Origin of the sequence: Cnuibacter physcomitrellae (assembly GCF_014640535.1) — a bacterium.
Taxonomy (GTDB): domain Bacteria; phylum Actinomycetota; class Actinomycetes; order Actinomycetales; family Microbacteriaceae; genus Cnuibacter; species Cnuibacter physcomitrellae.
In genome coordinates, this window is record NZ_BMHD01000001.1 from 1663927 (window position 1) to 1680691 (window position 16765).

At 71.8% G+C, this 16765-nt stretch carries 12 protein-coding genes; 7 read left to right on the plus strand and 5 right to left on the minus strand.

The window, feature by feature from the left end:
- Positions 1–131 precede the first annotated feature (131 nt).
- From IEX69_RS07730 to IEX69_RS07750, 5 genes are read right to left on the minus strand one after another with little or no spacing between them, the layout of a single operon-like run.
- The gene (locus tag IEX69_RS07730; protein WP_174604487.1) at positions 132–803 is read right to left on the minus strand and encodes an HAD hydrolase-like protein; all 672 of its coding nucleotides are present in this window, start codon (positions 801–803) and stop codon (positions 132–134) included.
- A complete protein-coding gene (locus tag IEX69_RS07735) occupies positions 803–3094 on the minus strand; it encodes a family 78 glycoside hydrolase catalytic domain (protein WP_085020460.1) in 2292 nt (763 codons plus the stop codon). Before IEX69_RS07735 ends, IEX69_RS07730 begins: the two co-directional genes overlap by 1 nt.
- Positions 3091–4800: a CocE/NonD family hydrolase gene (locus tag IEX69_RS07740; RefSeq protein ID WP_085020461.1), complete on the minus strand. Its 1710-nt coding sequence runs from the start codon at positions 4798–4800 to the stop codon at positions 3091–3093. Before IEX69_RS07740 ends, IEX69_RS07735 begins: the two co-directional genes overlap by 4 nt.
- Positions 4797–5714: an alpha/beta hydrolase gene (locus tag IEX69_RS07745; RefSeq protein WP_085020462.1), complete on the minus strand. Its 918-nt coding sequence runs from the start codon at positions 5712–5714 to the stop codon at positions 4797–4799. The genes IEX69_RS07740 and IEX69_RS07745 overlap by 4 nt, the downstream gene beginning before the upstream one ends.
- A complete protein-coding gene (locus tag IEX69_RS07750) occupies positions 5711–6880 on the minus strand; it encodes a LacI family DNA-binding transcriptional regulator (RefSeq protein ID WP_085020463.1) in 1170 nt (389 codons plus the stop codon). The genes IEX69_RS07745 and IEX69_RS07750 overlap by 4 nt, the downstream gene beginning before the upstream one ends.
- Between IEX69_RS07750 and IEX69_RS07755 the strand changes: the two genes are divergently transcribed.
- The 7 genes from IEX69_RS07755 (at position 6855) to IEX69_RS07785 (ending at position 16670) form a co-directional block, all read left to right on the plus strand.
- The gene (locus tag IEX69_RS07755) at positions 6855–8237 is read left to right on the plus strand and encodes an ABC transporter substrate-binding protein (protein WP_085020464.1); all 1383 of its coding nucleotides are present in this window, start codon (positions 6855–6857) and stop codon (positions 8235–8237) included. The genes IEX69_RS07750 and IEX69_RS07755 overlap by 26 nt on opposite strands.
- Before the next feature lie 19 nt (positions 8238–8256).
- A complete protein-coding gene (locus IEX69_RS07760; protein WP_085020465.1) occupies positions 8257–9225 on the plus strand; it encodes a carbohydrate ABC transporter permease in 969 nt (322 codons plus the stop codon).
- Positions 9218–10180 carry a carbohydrate ABC transporter permease gene (locus tag IEX69_RS07765; protein ID WP_085020466.1) on the plus strand — a complete coding sequence of 321 codons (963 nt, stop codon included), beginning with the start codon at positions 9218–9220 and terminating at the stop codon, positions 10178–10180. Before IEX69_RS07760 ends, IEX69_RS07765 begins: the two co-directional genes overlap by 8 nt.
- Before the next feature lie 59 nt (positions 10181–10239).
- Positions 10240–11319 (plus strand): LacI family DNA-binding transcriptional regulator, encoded by a 1080-nt coding sequence (locus tag IEX69_RS07770; RefSeq protein WP_085020467.1) that lies wholly within the window; start codon positions 10240–10242, stop codon positions 11317–11319.
- A gap of 191 nt (positions 11320–11510) precedes the next feature.
- Positions 11511–14672, plus strand: a complete 3162-nt coding sequence (locus tag IEX69_RS07775; protein WP_085020468.1) for a glycoside hydrolase family 3 C-terminal domain-containing protein — start codon at positions 11511–11513, stop codon at positions 14670–14672.
- 22 nt (positions 14673–14694) lie between these two features.
- Positions 14695–15672: an acetylxylan esterase gene (locus IEX69_RS07780; RefSeq protein ID WP_085020469.1), complete on the plus strand. Its 978-nt coding sequence runs from the start codon at positions 14695–14697 to the stop codon at positions 15670–15672.
- Complete coding sequence (locus tag IEX69_RS07785; RefSeq protein ID WP_217348616.1) at positions 15669–16670, plus strand: hydroxyacid dehydrogenase; 1002 nt, start codon at positions 15669–15671, stop codon at positions 16668–16670. Before IEX69_RS07780 ends, IEX69_RS07785 begins: the two co-directional genes overlap by 4 nt.
- Positions 16671–16765: the final 95 nt, after the last annotated feature.

Here is a 16765-nt window from a genome sequence, read left to right on the forward strand (position 1 = left end):
GCGGGTTTTGCCCTCCGGGGTCGCCGTTGCCGCCGTGACGGGCACCCGCGCGCTCGGGGCGGGCGGAACCCGCGGAGCACTCCCGTGACGCGGCGCCGACGAGACGCGGGAAGCCACGCCACGCGGCGGGCTCAGGCGCGGGCGGGGGCGTCGAGGAGCTCGAGGACCGAGCGGGCGAGGTGGTCGGGGCGCAGCGCGGTGCGGGTGGCCGTCGCCGCCTCGTCCGCGGAGCCGTACCCCCATCCCACCCACACCGACGCGAGGCCGTTCGCCTCGGCGCCCGCGATGTCGTGCGACCTGTCGCCGACCATGACCGCCCGCAGGGGTGGCGCGGGCACACCCCGGAGCACCTCGCCGATGATCGCCGCCTTCGACTCGCGCTCACCCGTGGGCAGGTAGCCCACGACGCAGGCGAAGGACTCGCGAAGGCCGAGCTCGTCGAGCAGGGCGAAGGCCTGGAGCTCGGGCTTCGACGTGGCCACCGCGAGCAGCGCTCCGCCGTCGGTGAGCGTGTCGAGGGCGGTGCGGATGCCCGGGTAGACGGTCACCCCGTCGCGGAAGCGCTCGTCGGAGAGGCGCGCATACACCCGGCCGGCCTCCTCGGCCCCGTCGCGGTCGAGGCCGGCCCGTGCGAGGAAGGACTGTCGCACAGGCGGCCCGATGTAGTGCGTCAGCTCGGCATCGTCGGGCACCGCCAGACCGAGCTCCTCGAAGGTCGCGCGGAGACCGGCGAGGATGTTCGCCCCCGAGTCGACGAGGGTGCCGTCGAGGTCGAAGATCGCGAGCGGAGGCTCAGGCCGCATCATCGCCTCCCGGGGTGCGCCGACAGCCGCACCGTCAGATCGTGCTCTCCGGCGGGCAGCTCGCGCTCGTCGTCCTCGAGGCGCAGGACCGCCGACGAGCCCGACGGCACGACGATCGTGATCCGCACCCGGTCGCCATCCCGCTCCCAGTGGACGGATGCCGGCCCGTGGGGCGTGTCGAGACGGGCGGAGGCCCAGATGAGCCCGCCGCCGAACCGCGGTTCGACGAGGATGCGGCGGTAGCCGGGCTCCGCGGGGGCCAGGCCGCCGATCGACCGGTGCATCCAGTCGGCGACGGCACCGAGCGCGTAGTGGTTGAAGCTCGTCATCTCGCCGGGGTTCACCGTGCCGTCGGGGAGCATGCTGTCCCAGCGCTCCCAGATCGTGGTCGCCCCCATCGTCACCGGGTACAGCCACGACGGGCACTCCCGCTGGAGCAGCAGGGCGTAGGCGTCCTCGAGGTGCCCGGTCCGGGTGAGGGCGTCGAGCACGAAGGGCGTGCCCGCGAAGCCCGTCGAGATGCGGTGGCCCGAGGCGGCCACGATCTCGGCGAGGCGGTCACCCGCCCACCCCCGGTCCTCCTCGCCAAGCAGGCCGAAGACGAGCGCGAGCGAGTAGACCGTGGCGCAGTCGCTGCGGATCCTGCGGTCGCGCACGTAGACCGTGTGGAACGCGGCCCGCAGCGACGCCGCGAGCCCCTCGAACTCCACCGCGTCGTCCGAGTATCCGAGCACCGCCGCCGTGTCGGCGAGGATGCGGGCGGTCCGGTAGGCCGCCGCCGTCGCGACCACCCCGGGGTCGGCCGCCGCCGCTGCCGGGTCATCGGCCGGAGCGGTCGGATCGAGCCAGTCGCCGAACTGGAACCCCGCATCCCAGACGCCGTCGGCCGAGAGGAGCGACCGGACCCGGCGGGCATGCGCCGCCATCGAGGGATACGCCTCACGCAGGGTCGCCGGGTCACCGTACGCCCACCACAGCGCCCAGGGGACCCACGCCGCCGCGTCCGCCCAGAGCGCCGTGGCGTCGAAGGGCTGCAGCTCCGGCGGGATGCCGATGTGCTTCAGCAGGTCGGGCACGACGTAGGGCACCGCTCCGCCGTGGGCCCGCTGCTCGAGAGCGAGGTCGCGGAGCCAGTCGGCGAGGAACGACCCCGAGTCGAACACGAACGCGGCCGTCGGGGCGAAGACGGCGATGTCGCCCGTCCAGCCGAGCCGCTCGTCACGCTGCGGGCAGTCGGTCGGCAGCGCGACGACGTTGCCCTGCATGCTCCGCACCACGTTCTCGTGCAGCCGCGTGAGCAGGGGGTCGGAGCAGGCGAACGACCCGATGCGCCGCAGGTCGGAGCCGACGACGACGGCCGTCAGACCGGCGTCGGCCGGGTCGGCGGCGGTCAGCGCGGCCGAGCCGCCCGGCCATCCCTCGATCTCGGCGTAGCGGAAGCCGTGGAAGGTGAACGTGGGCTCGAACGTGTCGACACCTCCGCTCAGCGTGTACACGTCCTCGGCGCGGGCGGAGCGGAGGGGCCGGATCGCGAGCTCGTCCCCCTCGAGCACCTCCGCATGCCTGACCGTGATGCGCGTTCCCGCCTGGCCCGAGACCGTCAGCCGCACCCATCCGACGAGGTTCTCGCCGTAGTCGACGATCACGCGCCCGCTGGGGCTCGACCCGATCGACACGGGCGAGATCTCGCGGAGCCGCCGGACCGGCGGGACCGACGAGGCGACGAGCCGGTCCGTGTCGGACTCGAGCTCCTCCACGGGCATCCACCCGGAGTCGTCGAAGCCCGGCGAGTCCCATCCGGGCTGAGCGCGGCGAGCATCGATGTGCTGACCGTCGTAGAGGTCGTCCGCGGTGGTCTCCCCCGTCGACGCGCGCCACCGGGAGTCGGTCGCGACGAGGTGCTCGTGGCCGTCGGCGAAGCGGATGCGCAGCTCGGCGATCGCAGCGAGTCGGCTCCCGTAGACGGCACTCCTGCCGGTCCAGCCGAGGCGGCCCCGATACCAGCCGTTGCCGACGCGGATGCCGATCGCCACCGCGCCTGCCCTCACCAGCTCGGTCACGTCGTGCTCAGCGAAGCGGGTGCGCCACTCGTAGCTCGTCCATCCGGGAGCGAGGAGCTCGTCCGAGACCGGCCGTCCGTTGATGCTTGCCTCGTAGACCCCGTGCGCCGAGATCCGCAGCCGGGCGCCGACGACCTCGCCGTGTCCCGTGGGCAGCTCGACCTCCCGTCGGAACAGCGGCGCCCCGAGCCCGTCCACCCGCGGTGAGATGAAGCGTGCCGTCCAGCTCATGCGCTGACCCCCTCCGGTCTGAGAGGTTCGCTCCAGGTCGCCGACATCGCGACCTCACCGTCGACGGTGAGCACGGCCTCCGCCTCGAACCGCGTCTGCCGGGCGCTGAGCGTGACCTCCACCGCGGCGGTGCTCCCCGAAGGATGCTCGAGCGTGCCTCCGACGACCGCCACGAGCTCGGACTCGTGCGGTCGGGATGCGGAGACGGTCGCGCGGACGTCGGAGGTCGTCCCCACGCAGGTGCCGTCCGCGAGCGCGTAGCTCCCGCCCCCGGCGAACCGCACCGAGACGAGGTCGTCGTCGGGTGCTCGATCGACACGCCATCGCGGCCCCGCGGCATCGGCGCGGAGAGGCGCACCGGACGCCTCGGGCGAGGGGAAGGGGTCGACGGGGTCGAGCGTCGCCGGATCGAGGATCGGGATCTCGACCGAGAGGTTCGAGAGGCGGTGCGACCTCACCGAGGGAAGAGGCACCAACCGGGGGAAGTCCGCATCGCCGAGCGCGAGGCGCAGTCGGTCGGTCGCGGCGAGGGCGACGAGGGTCGGGCGGAGCCGGAGGACCTGCCGCCCGGCCCGGGTCGGCAGGCAGGTGCCGGTCGTGATGAGCTCCGACACGCCGTCGTCGCGCACCCGGCAGAGTCGGGCCACGATCCTCGCGGGAAGCGGCCCGTCGGCCGCGACCTCGAACTCGACGGCAGCGGCGCCCGCGAGCACCGCATCCCGTCCGACGCCCGCACTGTCGAGGCGGAGGCAGTGCCGGTCGTCGACGGTCTGATCGGCGGGCGGCACCTCCCCGGCCGAGGGCATGCCCCAGGATCCGCTCTGCGCACCGACCGTGGCGTTCGACGGGACGACGTGGGAGACCGACGCGGAGACCACCGTCTCGCCCCGCGCGAGAGCGCCCGCATCGCCCGCGGCACCGCCGACGGCGGCGAGCCTCAGCCGCGACGCCCGCGGAGGCGGCCACGCGTCGAAGCCGCCCCATCCCCCGCCGAGGATCGCGCACTGCACGGGGCTCCCGGACAGGGCCGGACCTCCGAGCAGCCAGTGATCCCACCACTCCAAGGCGATCTCCGGGAGGCCCTCTTCGAGCCGAGGCCCGCGGTGGAACCACGGGCCCATGATCAGCCGCTTCGGCACATCCAGCCGCTCGTACAGCTCCACCATCGATCGCGCGTAGAGGTCCCGCCATCCGCCGATGCACAGCGCCGGCACCCTGATCCGCGAGACGTCGATGGCGCGCCGGGAGAGCTCCGGATCTCCGGCGTCGGCGTCGGGCCGGAGCGGGGAGAGCATCGGGATGACGGCGCGCAGCGCGGGATGACCGACCTCCGCGGCGCGCAGCGTCGTGAAGCCGCCGGAGGACATGCCCCACATGCCCACCCCGCCGTCCGACCAGGGCTGGGCGACGATCCAGTCGAGCGCCGCGCTGGAGTCGCGCGCCTCCTCGGGGCTCATCTTCGGCGCGGCGACGCCGTCGGATCGGCCCGTCCCGCTGAGGTCGACGAGGACGCAGGCGTACCCGCGTGCGGCGAACCAGCGCATCAGGTCGTGCCAGAAGAGGTCGAGGTCCTTGCGATACGGCAGGACGGTGAGCAGGGTCGGGACAGCAGCCACGTCGGCCGGTCGGATGACGTCGGCGGAGAGCGTGCCCGACGCCGAGGGGATGCGGACGTCGCGGGTCTCCTCGACGGCCAGGAGGCTCATGCCGACGGTCCGGAGCGGAGCGCCTCGGCGAGCCTGGCGAGGCTGCGGTCGATCTCCGGCAGCGCGGGCACGGGCGGGATGTTGAGGTGCCCGTGCGGGAGACCGTCGGCGATGTCCGTGACGACGGGGACCCCGACCGATCTCAGCTGCCGCGCGAAGAGCTCGCCGGACCCGCGCAGCTCGTCGATCCCGCTGAGCTCCAGACGGGTCGGCGGCAGTCCCTCCACCGACCCCAGCCCCGGCATGGCCTCGACGGGGATGTCGTGGATGCGCCCGAGGTAACCCTCGAGCACGCCCAGCATGTGGTCGGCGGTGAAGCGCAGGATCTCCGGCAGCTCGTCCACGCGGAGGCCCTCGACCGCCGGCGTCGGGAAGTGCAGCGCGGGATAGCCGAGCAGCAGCCCGGCCGGACCCGGACGCCCTGCATCGACCTCGCGCCGGGCCGCGGCGACGGCGAGGTTGCCCCCGGCGGAGCAGCCTCCCAGCTGCAGTCGTGACCGGTCGACCCCGTAGTCGTCCGCCCGGTCGGTGAACCAGCTCCATGCCGCCTGCACGTCGTCGAGGCCGGCGGGGAAGCGCGTGTCCGGTCCGGCGAGTCGATAGTCGACGGTGACCACCAGGGCACCCGCGCGATCGGCGAGCTCGCGGGCGACGACGTCGGCCTCCGGCATGTCGACCGAGCCGCCGCTGAAGCCGCCGCCGTGCACCCAGAGCAGCCCGGGCTTCGGCGAGGGCGACCGTTCCGGATGGTAGAGGCGCAGGGGGACGTCGCCGGCCGGACCAGGGACCGAGAGGGCCTCCATCCGGACCGGAGGGGGACGATAGCTTTCGGTGAGAGTGGCGAGGACGCGTTCATAGTCGTCCCAGTCACCGACTCCAGCCAACGCCTCATGGAGGAGCGGGTGCAGTGTCATCGCGAGGATCCCCGGATGACGAGCTCGACCGGGAGGACCTGCTTCACGCGGGCGGAGCGGGGGTCACGCCGTTGCGTGAGCAGCATGTCGGCGCACTGGTAGCCGACCGCGTGCAACGGCATCCGGACGGTCGAGATGCCCACCGCGGCGCTCTCGGCCGAGTCGCCGCATCCGATGACGGCGACGTCCCCGGGCACCGTCCGACCCTGATCGACGAGGCTCTGCCACGCGCCGATCGCCGAGGAGTCGTCGGGGAGCACGAGGGCGTCGAACTGCACTCGGCGGTCGAGCAGGAAGTCGCTTCCCGCGCGCCCGCCGGCCGCCCCTCCGGCGGGGAGGAGGTGCTCGATCAGCACCGCGTCGGGGTCGAGTCCGGCGTCGACGACCGCCTTCCGGGACGCGGACGTGCGCCGCGCGGAGCGAGCGGGCTCCCGCGCGTCCTGGGCGAGCACGATGCGCCGTCGCCCGTTCGCCAGGAGGTGCTCGATCGTCAGACGGCTGGCAGCGTCGTCGTCGGCGGCGGCCGCGGACAGCCGTCGCGAGGCGGAGGCGCCCGCGATGACGACAGCCATCCCCCGCGAGGTGAGCGACTCGGCGAGCTGGTCGGTGCCCTCCCCGGACTCCAGGATGATGCTGTGCATCCCCAGCCGCTCGAAGGCGTTCAGCGCGCCGAGGAGGCGCTCGTCGTCCCCGTCGGTGAAGGCCGTCAGCGCCTCGACACCCGTCCTGCCGATGCGCTCCTGCACGCCCTCCAGCACGGCGGCACGAGAGGATGACGCGTCGACGAGCACGACCCCGATGGTCTCGAGGCGCCCGGGAGCCTTGCGCGCCCGGCCGGAGGGGGTCCATCCCAGCTCGTCGATCGCGGCCCGCACCCGGCGCAGAGTGGACGTGGACACGCGTTCAGGATGGTTCAAAGCATTCGACACCGTGCCCACCGAGACACGGGCATGCTTCGCGACATCGGCGATCGACGTCGTTGTATCTCCAGCCATCGTCTCGCTTTCTTGCTGCACATGATCGTTGCTCAGCCCATCCTTGCACACTTGAAATAGTTCAACTAGCATCGCCAATCGCAGGGGGTCCCTCGGTGATCTCCGCAAGCCACGAACAGTGCCCAAGAGAGATAGAGACTCAACGATGAAGCTCCGAGTTCGACACGGCATCGCCGCCGTTGTGGTCGGCACCGTCGCGCTGGCCGCAGCAGGCTGCTCCGCGACCGCGTCCGCCCCCGCCACCCCTCAGTTCGACCCGAACGCCCCCGTGACCATCACGGTCGGCGATCTGCCGAGCACCCAGGCCGAGGCCGCCCGCAAGACGTTCCTCGACTCCGTCGACGCGTTCGAGAAGGCGCACCCTAACGTCACCATCGAGACCAGCGAGACGCGCTGGGACAACGGCTCCTTCTCCGCCCTGGTGGCCGGAGGGACGATGCCGACCGTCATGTCCGTCCCGTTCACCAACACGAAGCAGGTGATCGACAACGGCCAGGTCGCCGACATCACGAACATCGCCGGCCCGCTCGGGATCCTCGACCGGGTGAACCCGGACACGCTGAAGCAGGCCCAGGACGACGCGGGCAACACGTACGGCATCCCGACCTCGGTCGACGCGCTGGGCCTGATCTACAACCGCGAGCTCTTCCAGCAGGCCGGCCTGGACCCCGACGACCCGCCCTCGACCTGGGACGAGGTGCGCGAGGCGGCCAAGACGATCACGGAGAAGACCGGCGTGCCCGGGTACCTCCAGATGACCGAGGAGGGCCAGGGTGGCTGGATCTACACCGCGACCGTGTACTCGCAGGGCGGCACCGTGGAGGACCCGACCGGCGGCGAGGTCACCCTGGACAGCGATCAGAGCGTCGATGCCCTGAAGACCGTGCACGACATGTACTGGGATGACAAGTCGATGGGCTCGACCGTGCTGTTCAGCCTGAAGACGCTGATGCAGGAGTACGCGGCGAACCGTGCCGGCATGTTCATCGCGCCGGTCCAGACCTACGAGTGGCTGAACAACGTCTACGACATCGACCTGTCGACGATCGGCGCGACCCACGTCCCGCAGGCCGAGGGGGGCCCGTACGGCGCCCTGCTCTCGGGCAACGTGCAGATGTTCAACCCGAAGTCCACGCCCGAGCAGCTCAACGCCGCGGCGGAATGGGTCGACTACTACTACTTCGGCAAGTACACCGACGAGGAGACCGCCGTCGCCAACGCCAAGGCCGTCGTCGCCGACGGCGGGGTCGTGGGCCTGCCCGGCCTGTCGCCGCTGAGCCCTGAGGCGTACGACCAGTACCGGAAGTGGATCGCCGACTACATCAACGTCGACCCCGCGCACTTCACGGGATACACCGACTCCCTCGCCGAGATCCCGCTGATCCCCGAGCCCGCCACGCGAGCCCAGGAGGTCTATGCGGATCTCGCCCCCACGGTGCAACAGGCGCTGACCGACGAGAACGCGGACCTCAAGGCGCTGATCTCCGACGCCTCCTCCCGCATCGATCGCATCATCTCCCAGGGATGACCGGAGCACTCACCCACTCATGACGCTGCAACGCAAAGCCGCCCCCGACTCCCGAGCCCTCACCCGCTCGGGAGCCGGGGCGGCACCCCGTCGTCCCCTTCGAGTCCGCTTCTCCCGCTGGGTGAAGGGCGGCGGTATCTGGGCCATCGTCTTCGGGGCGCCGCTGCTGATCATCTTCGGGTACTTCGCCTGGGGTCCGATCATCAGCGGAGTCGTGCTCTCGCTGCAGAAGACGAACTTCCTCACCACCACCTGGGTGGGCTGGTCGAACTTCGAGTTCGTGCTGACCGACCCCGTGCTGCCGAAGGCGGTCGGCAACACCCTCCTGTTCACGGCGATCTCGCTCCTGATCGGCGCCCCCCTCCCCCTCGCCCTCGCCGTGGTGATGGCCGAGCTCCGTCGGCGGAAGGGCCTGTACAGCGCGCTCGCCTACCTCCCCGTGGTCATCCCGCCCGTCGTCGGGATCCTCCTGTGGAAGGTCATGTACCTCCCGGGGAAGGAGGGCCTGCTCAACTCGATCCTCGGCAGCGTCGGCCTCGGCCCGTTCGCCTGGCTGAACTCCGAGCAGATGGTCATCCCCTCGATGGTGGTCGCCAGCACCTGGGCCGGAGCCGGCACCGCGGTGATCATCTACCTGGCGGCGCTGGGCGGCGTGCGCCCGGAGCTCTACGAGGCGGCCGAGCTCGACGGTGCCGGGGTCTGGAGACGCATCTGGCACGTCACCCTCCCGCAGATCCGCGGCATCGTGCTGATCCTCCTCCTGCTCCAGATCATCGGCACACTGCAGGTCTTCAACGAGCCCAAGCTGCTGACCGGCGGCGGCCCCAACAACGCCTCGATCACGATCCTGATGGTCATCTACCAGTACGGCTTCGTGAACTCCAACTACGGCGCGGCAGCGGCGCTCAGCGTGATGCTCGCGCTCGCGCTGGCGCTGATCTCGGTCGCCTACCAGTTCGCCACCCGGAGATGGAGCGACAATGACTGACCTGGACATCCGCGAGGAGACGACGGCGACCGTGCAGGACCGTCGTTTCTGGCGCCGCTCCCGCGGCTCGGAGGACGAGGCCGGACGCTCGGCGGTGTCCTGGGGCGATCGCAAGGACCCGCGGGTGCGCTGGACGCTGCGGGTCGCTCAGCTGCTCGTGCTCGCCGGCCTCGTCGTCGCCGCCGTGTTCCCCATCGTCTGGCTGGCCAAGGCGTCGATCTCGACGACCGGCGACCTCATCCGCGATCCCCTCGCCTGGTGGCCGTCCGGGATCGACCTCTCGAACTACGACGTGGTCTGGAACGAGCTCGGCATCGCCAAGTACCTCCTGAACACCCTCTGGCTGGCACTCGGGAGCGCCGCGGTCACGCTCGTGCTGTGCGTGACCGGCGCGTACTGCCTGTCGATCCTCCGGCCACGCTGGGGCGCGGTGGTCTACTGGGCGGTGCTGGCGACCCTGTTCATCCCGGGGGTCATCTCCCTGGTGCCGCTGTACCTCACCGTGCTCGACCTGCCCGGGCTCGGCATCAGCCTGCTGAACACGATGTGGGCGGTGTGGCTGCCCGCGGGCGCCAGCGCCTTCTCGCTCGTGCTGGCGAAACGGTTCTTCGACTCGATCCCGCGCGAGCTCGTCGAAGCGGCTCGCATCGACGGAGCGGGGCCGGTCCGTGTGCTCTGGTCGGTGGTGATCCCGCTCTCGCGCCCGATCCTGAGCGTGCTGGCCCTGCTCGCCTGCGTCTCGGCGTACAAGGAGTACCTGTGGCCGCTGCTGGTGCTGCAGGACCCGAACGTGCAGCCCATCTCGGTCGCACTCCCCCGGGTGGAGCCGTCGCTCGAGTACTCGGCGATGATGGCCGCGCTGTTCCTCTCGCTCATCATCCCCATCGTGCTGTTCCTGATCTTCCAGCGGCAGTTCCTGAGGAGCGTCGGCATGGCGAACGGCATCAAGGGCTGACGCCGCTGACGAATCCGCTGAGCTAGTGTCGGTGGGATGCAGCCCGTGAGGAGGTCGCGATGAAGCAAGCCCCCGAGAACCCGGCGCGCCGCGCGAACCTCCGCGAGGTCGCGGCGCTCGCCGGAGTCTCCCTGTCGACCGCCTCCCGGGTCCTGTCGGGCTCGTATCCGATCTCGGGCGCCACCCGCGAGAAGGTGGTGGGCGCCATGCGGGAGCTCGGCTACTCCGAGTCCCGCACCCGACGGCGCGAGGCCACCCGGACGATCGGCGTGATCGTGCCCGACGTCCGGTCGTCTCTGGTGTCCGGCGTCACCGCCGGCATCGATGCCGCCGCCGCCGAGAACGGCCGGATCTGCACGATCTTCCCTACGGAGGGCGACCTCGACCGGGAGCGCGACATCGTGCGACTCGCGGCACGGCAGCGTGAGCTCGATGCGCTCGTCTTCGTCGGCGGCATGCAGCGCGTCGACGACTACTCCGAGAGGCTCGGCGACTACCTCACCATGCTCGAGGACGTCGATGCCCGGCTCGTGCTCTGTGCTCGCCCCGGCGACACCGGGACGCATCCGGCGGCGCTCCGGGTCGGGTACGACAACGAGGGCGGCGCGTTCGCCATCGCGAGCTACCTCACCTCCAAGGGGCATCGGCAGATCGCCTGGGTGGGCGGCTACCGCAACCAGTCCACGACCGAGGGCCGTGTGCTCGGGGTCCGTCGCGCGCTCGCCTCCCACGGACTCGAGCTGGAGGCGGTCTACACCGACGAGTTCCAGCCGAACGTCAACCGTCGTGTCCGCCCGGTCGATCTCACCTACGCCAACACCCGGCGGCTCCTCGAGGAGCATCCCGAGGTGACGGGCATCGTCGCGAACAGCGACTTCCACGCGGTCGAGGTCGTGCGCGCCCTACACGACGCCGGCGTCGACGTGCCGGGGGACATCTCGGTGGTCGGCTACGACGACAACGAGGTCGCCGTGCAGGTCCGCCCGAACCTGACGACGGTGCATCTGCCCGTCTTCGACCTCGGCTGGGAGGCGGCGCGGCTGGCCGTCGAGAAGCCGCTGCCCGGGATGCCGGGCTCGACGATCGAGCTGGGTACGCACGTCGTCGTCCGCGACTCCGTCGCTCCCCCGCGAGCCTAGCCTCTCCGGCTCCGCCTCTCTTCAGCTCGACCCCTCCCCGGCTCCGCCGCTCTCCGGCTCCGCCGGGCTTGGAGCGCACGGTGCGCGGATGCGCTGTTGCGCTTTGTTTCTACCGTTTGTTTCTGTAGTGTCTCTATTGCGTTTCTCCTCAGTGCACCCCACTGCAATCACATCTCGTGAGGATCCGATTCATGACACGACGGCGTGCTCTCTCCACCCTCGGCTGCCCCGGCGCGAGCATCGCCGAGATCGTCGAGCTCGCGGAGTCCTCCGGCTGGACCGCGATCGAACTGCGCTCCGGCGACGACTCCGTCGTCCACACCGGGCTCAACCGGGCGCAGAGGACCGCCGTCGCCGCCGCCCTGGAGCATCTGGACCGCGTCTGCCTCGCGACCTACGTGACGCTCGACGGCGCCGGGATCGACGACGCCCGGGTGGTCGCGAGCCTCCGCGCGGAGGCCGAGCTCGCCCGCGACCTGGGCTTCACCGCCCTCCGAGTCTTCGCCGGTGGCGACGACGACACCGCGATCGTCCGCCGACTCCGGGCGGCCGCCGGGCACGCCGGAGTGGACATCTGGCTCGAGACCCACGACAGCCACTCCACCGGGCTCTCGGTCGCCCGCGTGCTCGACGCGGTCGACGACGAGCGGATCGGCGCCATCTGGGACATCGCGCACCCCTGGGCGGCCGGCGAGCCGGTCAGCACGACCGCTGCCCTCCTCGCGCCGTGGCTCCGCCACGTGCAGATCAAGGACATCGCGAGCCGCCGCGACCCCCGTCCCGTCCTTCCGGGAACGGGCTCGCTGCCGCTGCAGGACATCCTCGTCCAGCTCGACGCGCGCGGATACGACGGCTATCTCGGCCTCGAGTGGGAGCTGCGGTGGCATCCGGAGCTCCCGCCGCTGACGGACGCCCTGGCCGCCGCCGACTCCTGGCTCGCGCGCCATCCTCTCGTGCCTCGAACACCCGTGCAGACCGTCGCGGACGCCCTGGCCGCCCTCACGCTCGAGGAGAAGGTCGCCCTGGTCAGCGGAGGGGACTTCTGGACCACCACCGCGGTCCCCCGCATCGGACTTCGTCCGATCGTGTTCTCGGACGGCCCGGCCGGGGTGCGCGGGCCGTCGATGGACGAGCGGCAGCCGTCCCTCAACCTGCCCTCGGCCGGCGCTCTCGCCGCGAGCTGGGATCCCGCACTGGCGTATCAGGTCGGCTCCGAGCTGGCCTCCGAGGCCGCGCGTCACGGCGTCGACGTCGTGCTCGGCCCGACCGTGAACCTCCACCGCACGCCCCTCGGAGGCCGGTCCTTCGAGTCCCTCTCCGAGGATCCCCTACTCACCTCGGCGCTCGCGACGCGCTACATCGCCGGACTGCAGGACGACGGGGTCGGCGCCTGCGCCAAGCACTACGTGCTGAACGACTCGGAGACCGAGCGGATGACGGTCTCCGTCGAGGCGGACGAGACGACCCTGCGCGAGCTCTACCTGCGCCCGTTCGAGGATGCGGTGGCCGCCGGCGTCTGGACGGTGATGAGCGCCTACAACTCGGTCGACGGCGTGAGGATGACGGAGAACGACCTGCTCCGGGATCCGCTTCGCTCGGAGTGGGGCTTCGACGGCGTCGTGGTCTCGGACTGGTCGGCCGTGCGGTCGCTCGACGCCGCCTCCGCCGGGCAGGACCTCGCCATGCCCGGGTCCGACGGCCAGCAGGGCGGCGTCTGGGACGATGCCCTGCTCGCCGCGGTCCGGTCCGGGGACGTCCCGATGGAGACGCTCGACGAGAAGGTGACGCACCTGCTGACCCTCGCCCGACGCGTCGGCGCGCTCGGACCCGACCACCGGGTCGCCGTCGCCTCCGCTGCCGAGACCGCCGAGGCGGCCCGGCGTCTGCTCGAGCGCGGATCGGTGCTCCTCGCCAACGACGGTGTCCTCCCTCTCGCGGTGGGCGAGACGCCGCTCCGAGTCGCCGTGATCGGACCCGGCGCCGTCCGACCCCGCACGCAGGGCGGCGGCAGCGCGGCCGTGGTCCCCGACCGCGTCAGCACTCCCGCGGAGGCGCTCCGCGCCATCCCCGGTCTCGAGGTCTCCGAGCACGAGGGCATCGCCGCCGAGCAGCCCGAGCTGTTCGCGCCCGACGAGCTGCTCGCGCCCGACGGGACGCCGGGAGCGATGCACGTGCGTCTCACCGACGCGTCCGGCCGCGTGCTGAGCGACGAGCTCCGCTCGACCTCGCGCCTGATCTGGCTCGGGGACCTCCCGGCCGCCGCTCGGGAGATGACCGCCGAGTTCGACGTGCTGGTGGAGCGCGTCGGCCCGGTCGAGATCGTGGTCGAGCTGCCGGCCGGCGGGTCGCTGACGGTCGACGGCACCCGCGTCGCAGGCGGGCCCGCCGAGTCGCCGCTGGCGACGACGGTCGACGCGGTGGCGGGCCGCGCCATCCGCGTCGAGGTGGTCGCGCAGGCTCCCGAGGACCTGGAGCTGCGGATCCTGGACGTGCGGATCGGACGGCTGCTCCCGGTCGACGCCGCCGCGACCCTCGCCGCGGCCGTCGAGGCGGCGGCCGCCGCCGATGTGGCGGTCGTCTTCGTCGGCACGGATGCGCGCATCGAGACCGAGGGCCGCGACCGCGTCGATCTGGCGCTGCCTGCCGAGCACGACGCCCTCGTCGAGGCGGTCGCCGCCGCGAACGCCCGGACCGTCGTGGTCCTGAGTGCGGGAGCGCCCGTCGAGCTCCCCTGGCGGGACCGGGTCTCCGCGATCCTCCTCACCTGGTTCGGCGGCCAGGAGTTCGGCGACGGCGTCGCGGCGCTGCTGACCGGACGGGCGGAGCCCGGCGGGCGGCTGCCGACCACCTGGCCGGCCCGCCTCGCCGACGCCCCGGTCCAGACCGTCGTCCCCACCGACGGGGTCCTCCGGTACGACGAGGGCACCGCGATCGGATACCGGGCGTGGGCGGAGAGCACGAGCGAACCGGCCTTCGCCTTCGGCCACGGCCTGGGATACACCTCCTGGCGTCTCGGCGACGTCGCCGGCGAGATCGACGAGACCGACGGCGAGACCGTCGTCGTCGTGCCGATCTCCAACACCGGGCGGCGCCGCGGCAGGCAGGTCATCCAGGTCTACCTCTCGCCGACACCGTCCGCGGCGACCGGGCCGTCGCTCCGCCTCGCCGGCTTCGCGGCGATCGAGCTCGACGCCGGTGCGCGCGCCGAGGTGCGCATCCGACTGCCGCGTCGGGAGTTCGCCCACTGGTCTCCCGAGCAGCACGCCTGGCTGGTCGAACCCGGCGAGCACACCGCCCACGTGGGCTTCTCGACCGCCGACCTCCCCCAGTCGATCACGCTGTCGACGCCCTGACCCATCGATCCTCGAGGAACCCATGCACTTCGACCTCCCACTCGAACAGCTCCACGTGCACTCCCCGGAGCTCGTGCGACCCGCCGACTTCGAGTCCTTCTGGAGCGACACCCTGACGCAGGCCCGCGAGATCCCCCTCGACGTGCAGTGCGAGGAGGTCGAGCTCGGCTTCCCCGGTCTGCGTACGCTCGACCTCTCGTTCGCCGGATTCGGCGGCGACCGCATCCGAGCCTGGCTGCGCATCCCGACCCATTCCCAGGAGCCGCTGCCCGGCCTCGTGCAGTTCCACGGCTACCGCGGCGGACGAGGGCTCGCGCACGAACCGCAGCTCTGGCCCCAGGCGGGATTCGCCCATCTCTCAGTCGACACCCGCGGCCAGGGCGGCTCCTGGATGGCGGGCTCCACACCCGACCCGCACGGCGGCACGAACCCCGAGACCGCGGGGTGGCTCACCCGCGGGATCTCCTCCCCCGCCGACTACTACTACCGCCGCGTCTTCGTCGACGCCGTGCGCGCGGTGGAGGCGATGCGCAGCCTCCCGGAGGTGAAGGCGGATCTCGTCTTCGCCGCAGGAGGCAGTCAGGGCGGGGGGATCGCGCTCGCCGCGGCGAGCCTGGTCGGCGATCTCGCCGGCGTGGCGGCAGACGTGCCGTTCCTCTGCGACTTCCCGGAGGCGCTCTCGCTCACCTCCGACAACTCCACGGGATACGGGGAGGTGATCCAGTACCTGATGGTCCACCGCGATGAGGAGCGCACCGTGTTCGACACCCTCGCCTTTTTCGACGTGGCGAACCTCGTCACCCTCGCGGAGGCGCCCGCGCTCGTCTCGGTCGCCCTGATGGACACCGTGTGCCCACCGCGGACGGTCTTCGCCGCCTTCAACCGGTACCGGGGGTCGGACAAGGAGATCGTCGTCTACCCGTACAACGGCCACGAGGGTGGGACAGCCCAGCAGGCGTGGCGCGCGGTGGAGTGGGTCCGCTCGAGGTGCACAGCATGACCGCCGAGCGGCGACCCAAGGCCCTCCTGTCGATGTGGAGCGATGTCGTGGGCGAGGTGTTCCCGCCCGCGCTGCGCGCCGAGCTGGAACAGGTGGTCGAGCTGCTCGATCCCCGTCCGCTGAAGAGCCTCGACGACGCCGTCGCCCGGTGCCTGCCCGAAGCCGAGGTGCTCGTCACCAGTTGGGGCGCGCTGCCGATCGACGCCGACCTGCTCGCGTGCGCTCCGCGCCTGCGGGCGGTGTTCCACGCGGCGGGGTCGGTGAAGGGCACCGTCCTGGACGCGGGCTGGCGCTCCGGCCTCGTCGTCACCTCCGCGGCCGCGCTCGGCGCGCAACCCGTGATCGAGTACACGGTCGCGGTGATCACCCTCGCCGCGCACCGGATCTTCTCGCTCGCTCAGACGTATCGCGAGGGATCGTTCGTCCCCGTACGCGGCCGGCGCGGCCGTCCGGGGACGACGGTCGGCATCGTCGGAGCGTCTGCGATCGGACGCGGGGTGATCACACGGCTGGTCGACGACGGATGGGATGTCTCGGTCTACGATCCGGTCATCGACCCGGCGGTGATCGCGCAGCTCGGCGCGCGTCAGGTGGAGCTGGACGAGCTGTGCGCCGCGAGCGACATCGTGTCGCTGCACGCGCCGGACGTCGCCGCGACCCGTCGCATGATGGATGCGCGACGGCTCGGACTCATGCGCGACGGAGCCACGCTGATCAACACGGCCCGGGGGGCCCTGGTCGATCACGACGCACTCCGGGTGGAGTGCGGGAGCGGCCGTCTGGACGCCATCCTCGACGTGACCGACCCCGAGCCGCTCGCCCCGGACGACCTGCTGCTGCGACTCCCGAACGTGTTCTGCACGCCCCACGCGGCCGGGGTGCAGGGCACCGAGGTCGCCTCGCTGGGGGCGTTCATGATCGACGAGCTCCGGCGGTACACGCGGGGTGAGCCGCTCGAGGGTGCGATCGACCACCGGATGCTGCCCGTCCTCGCCTGAGGTCGGGGCCCCTGCTTCGCCACTCCGCTGACCTTTCGCCAGGCGCATGCACGTGGCGAAAGGTCAGCGGAGTGGCGACACGCGCCTGTGCCGAC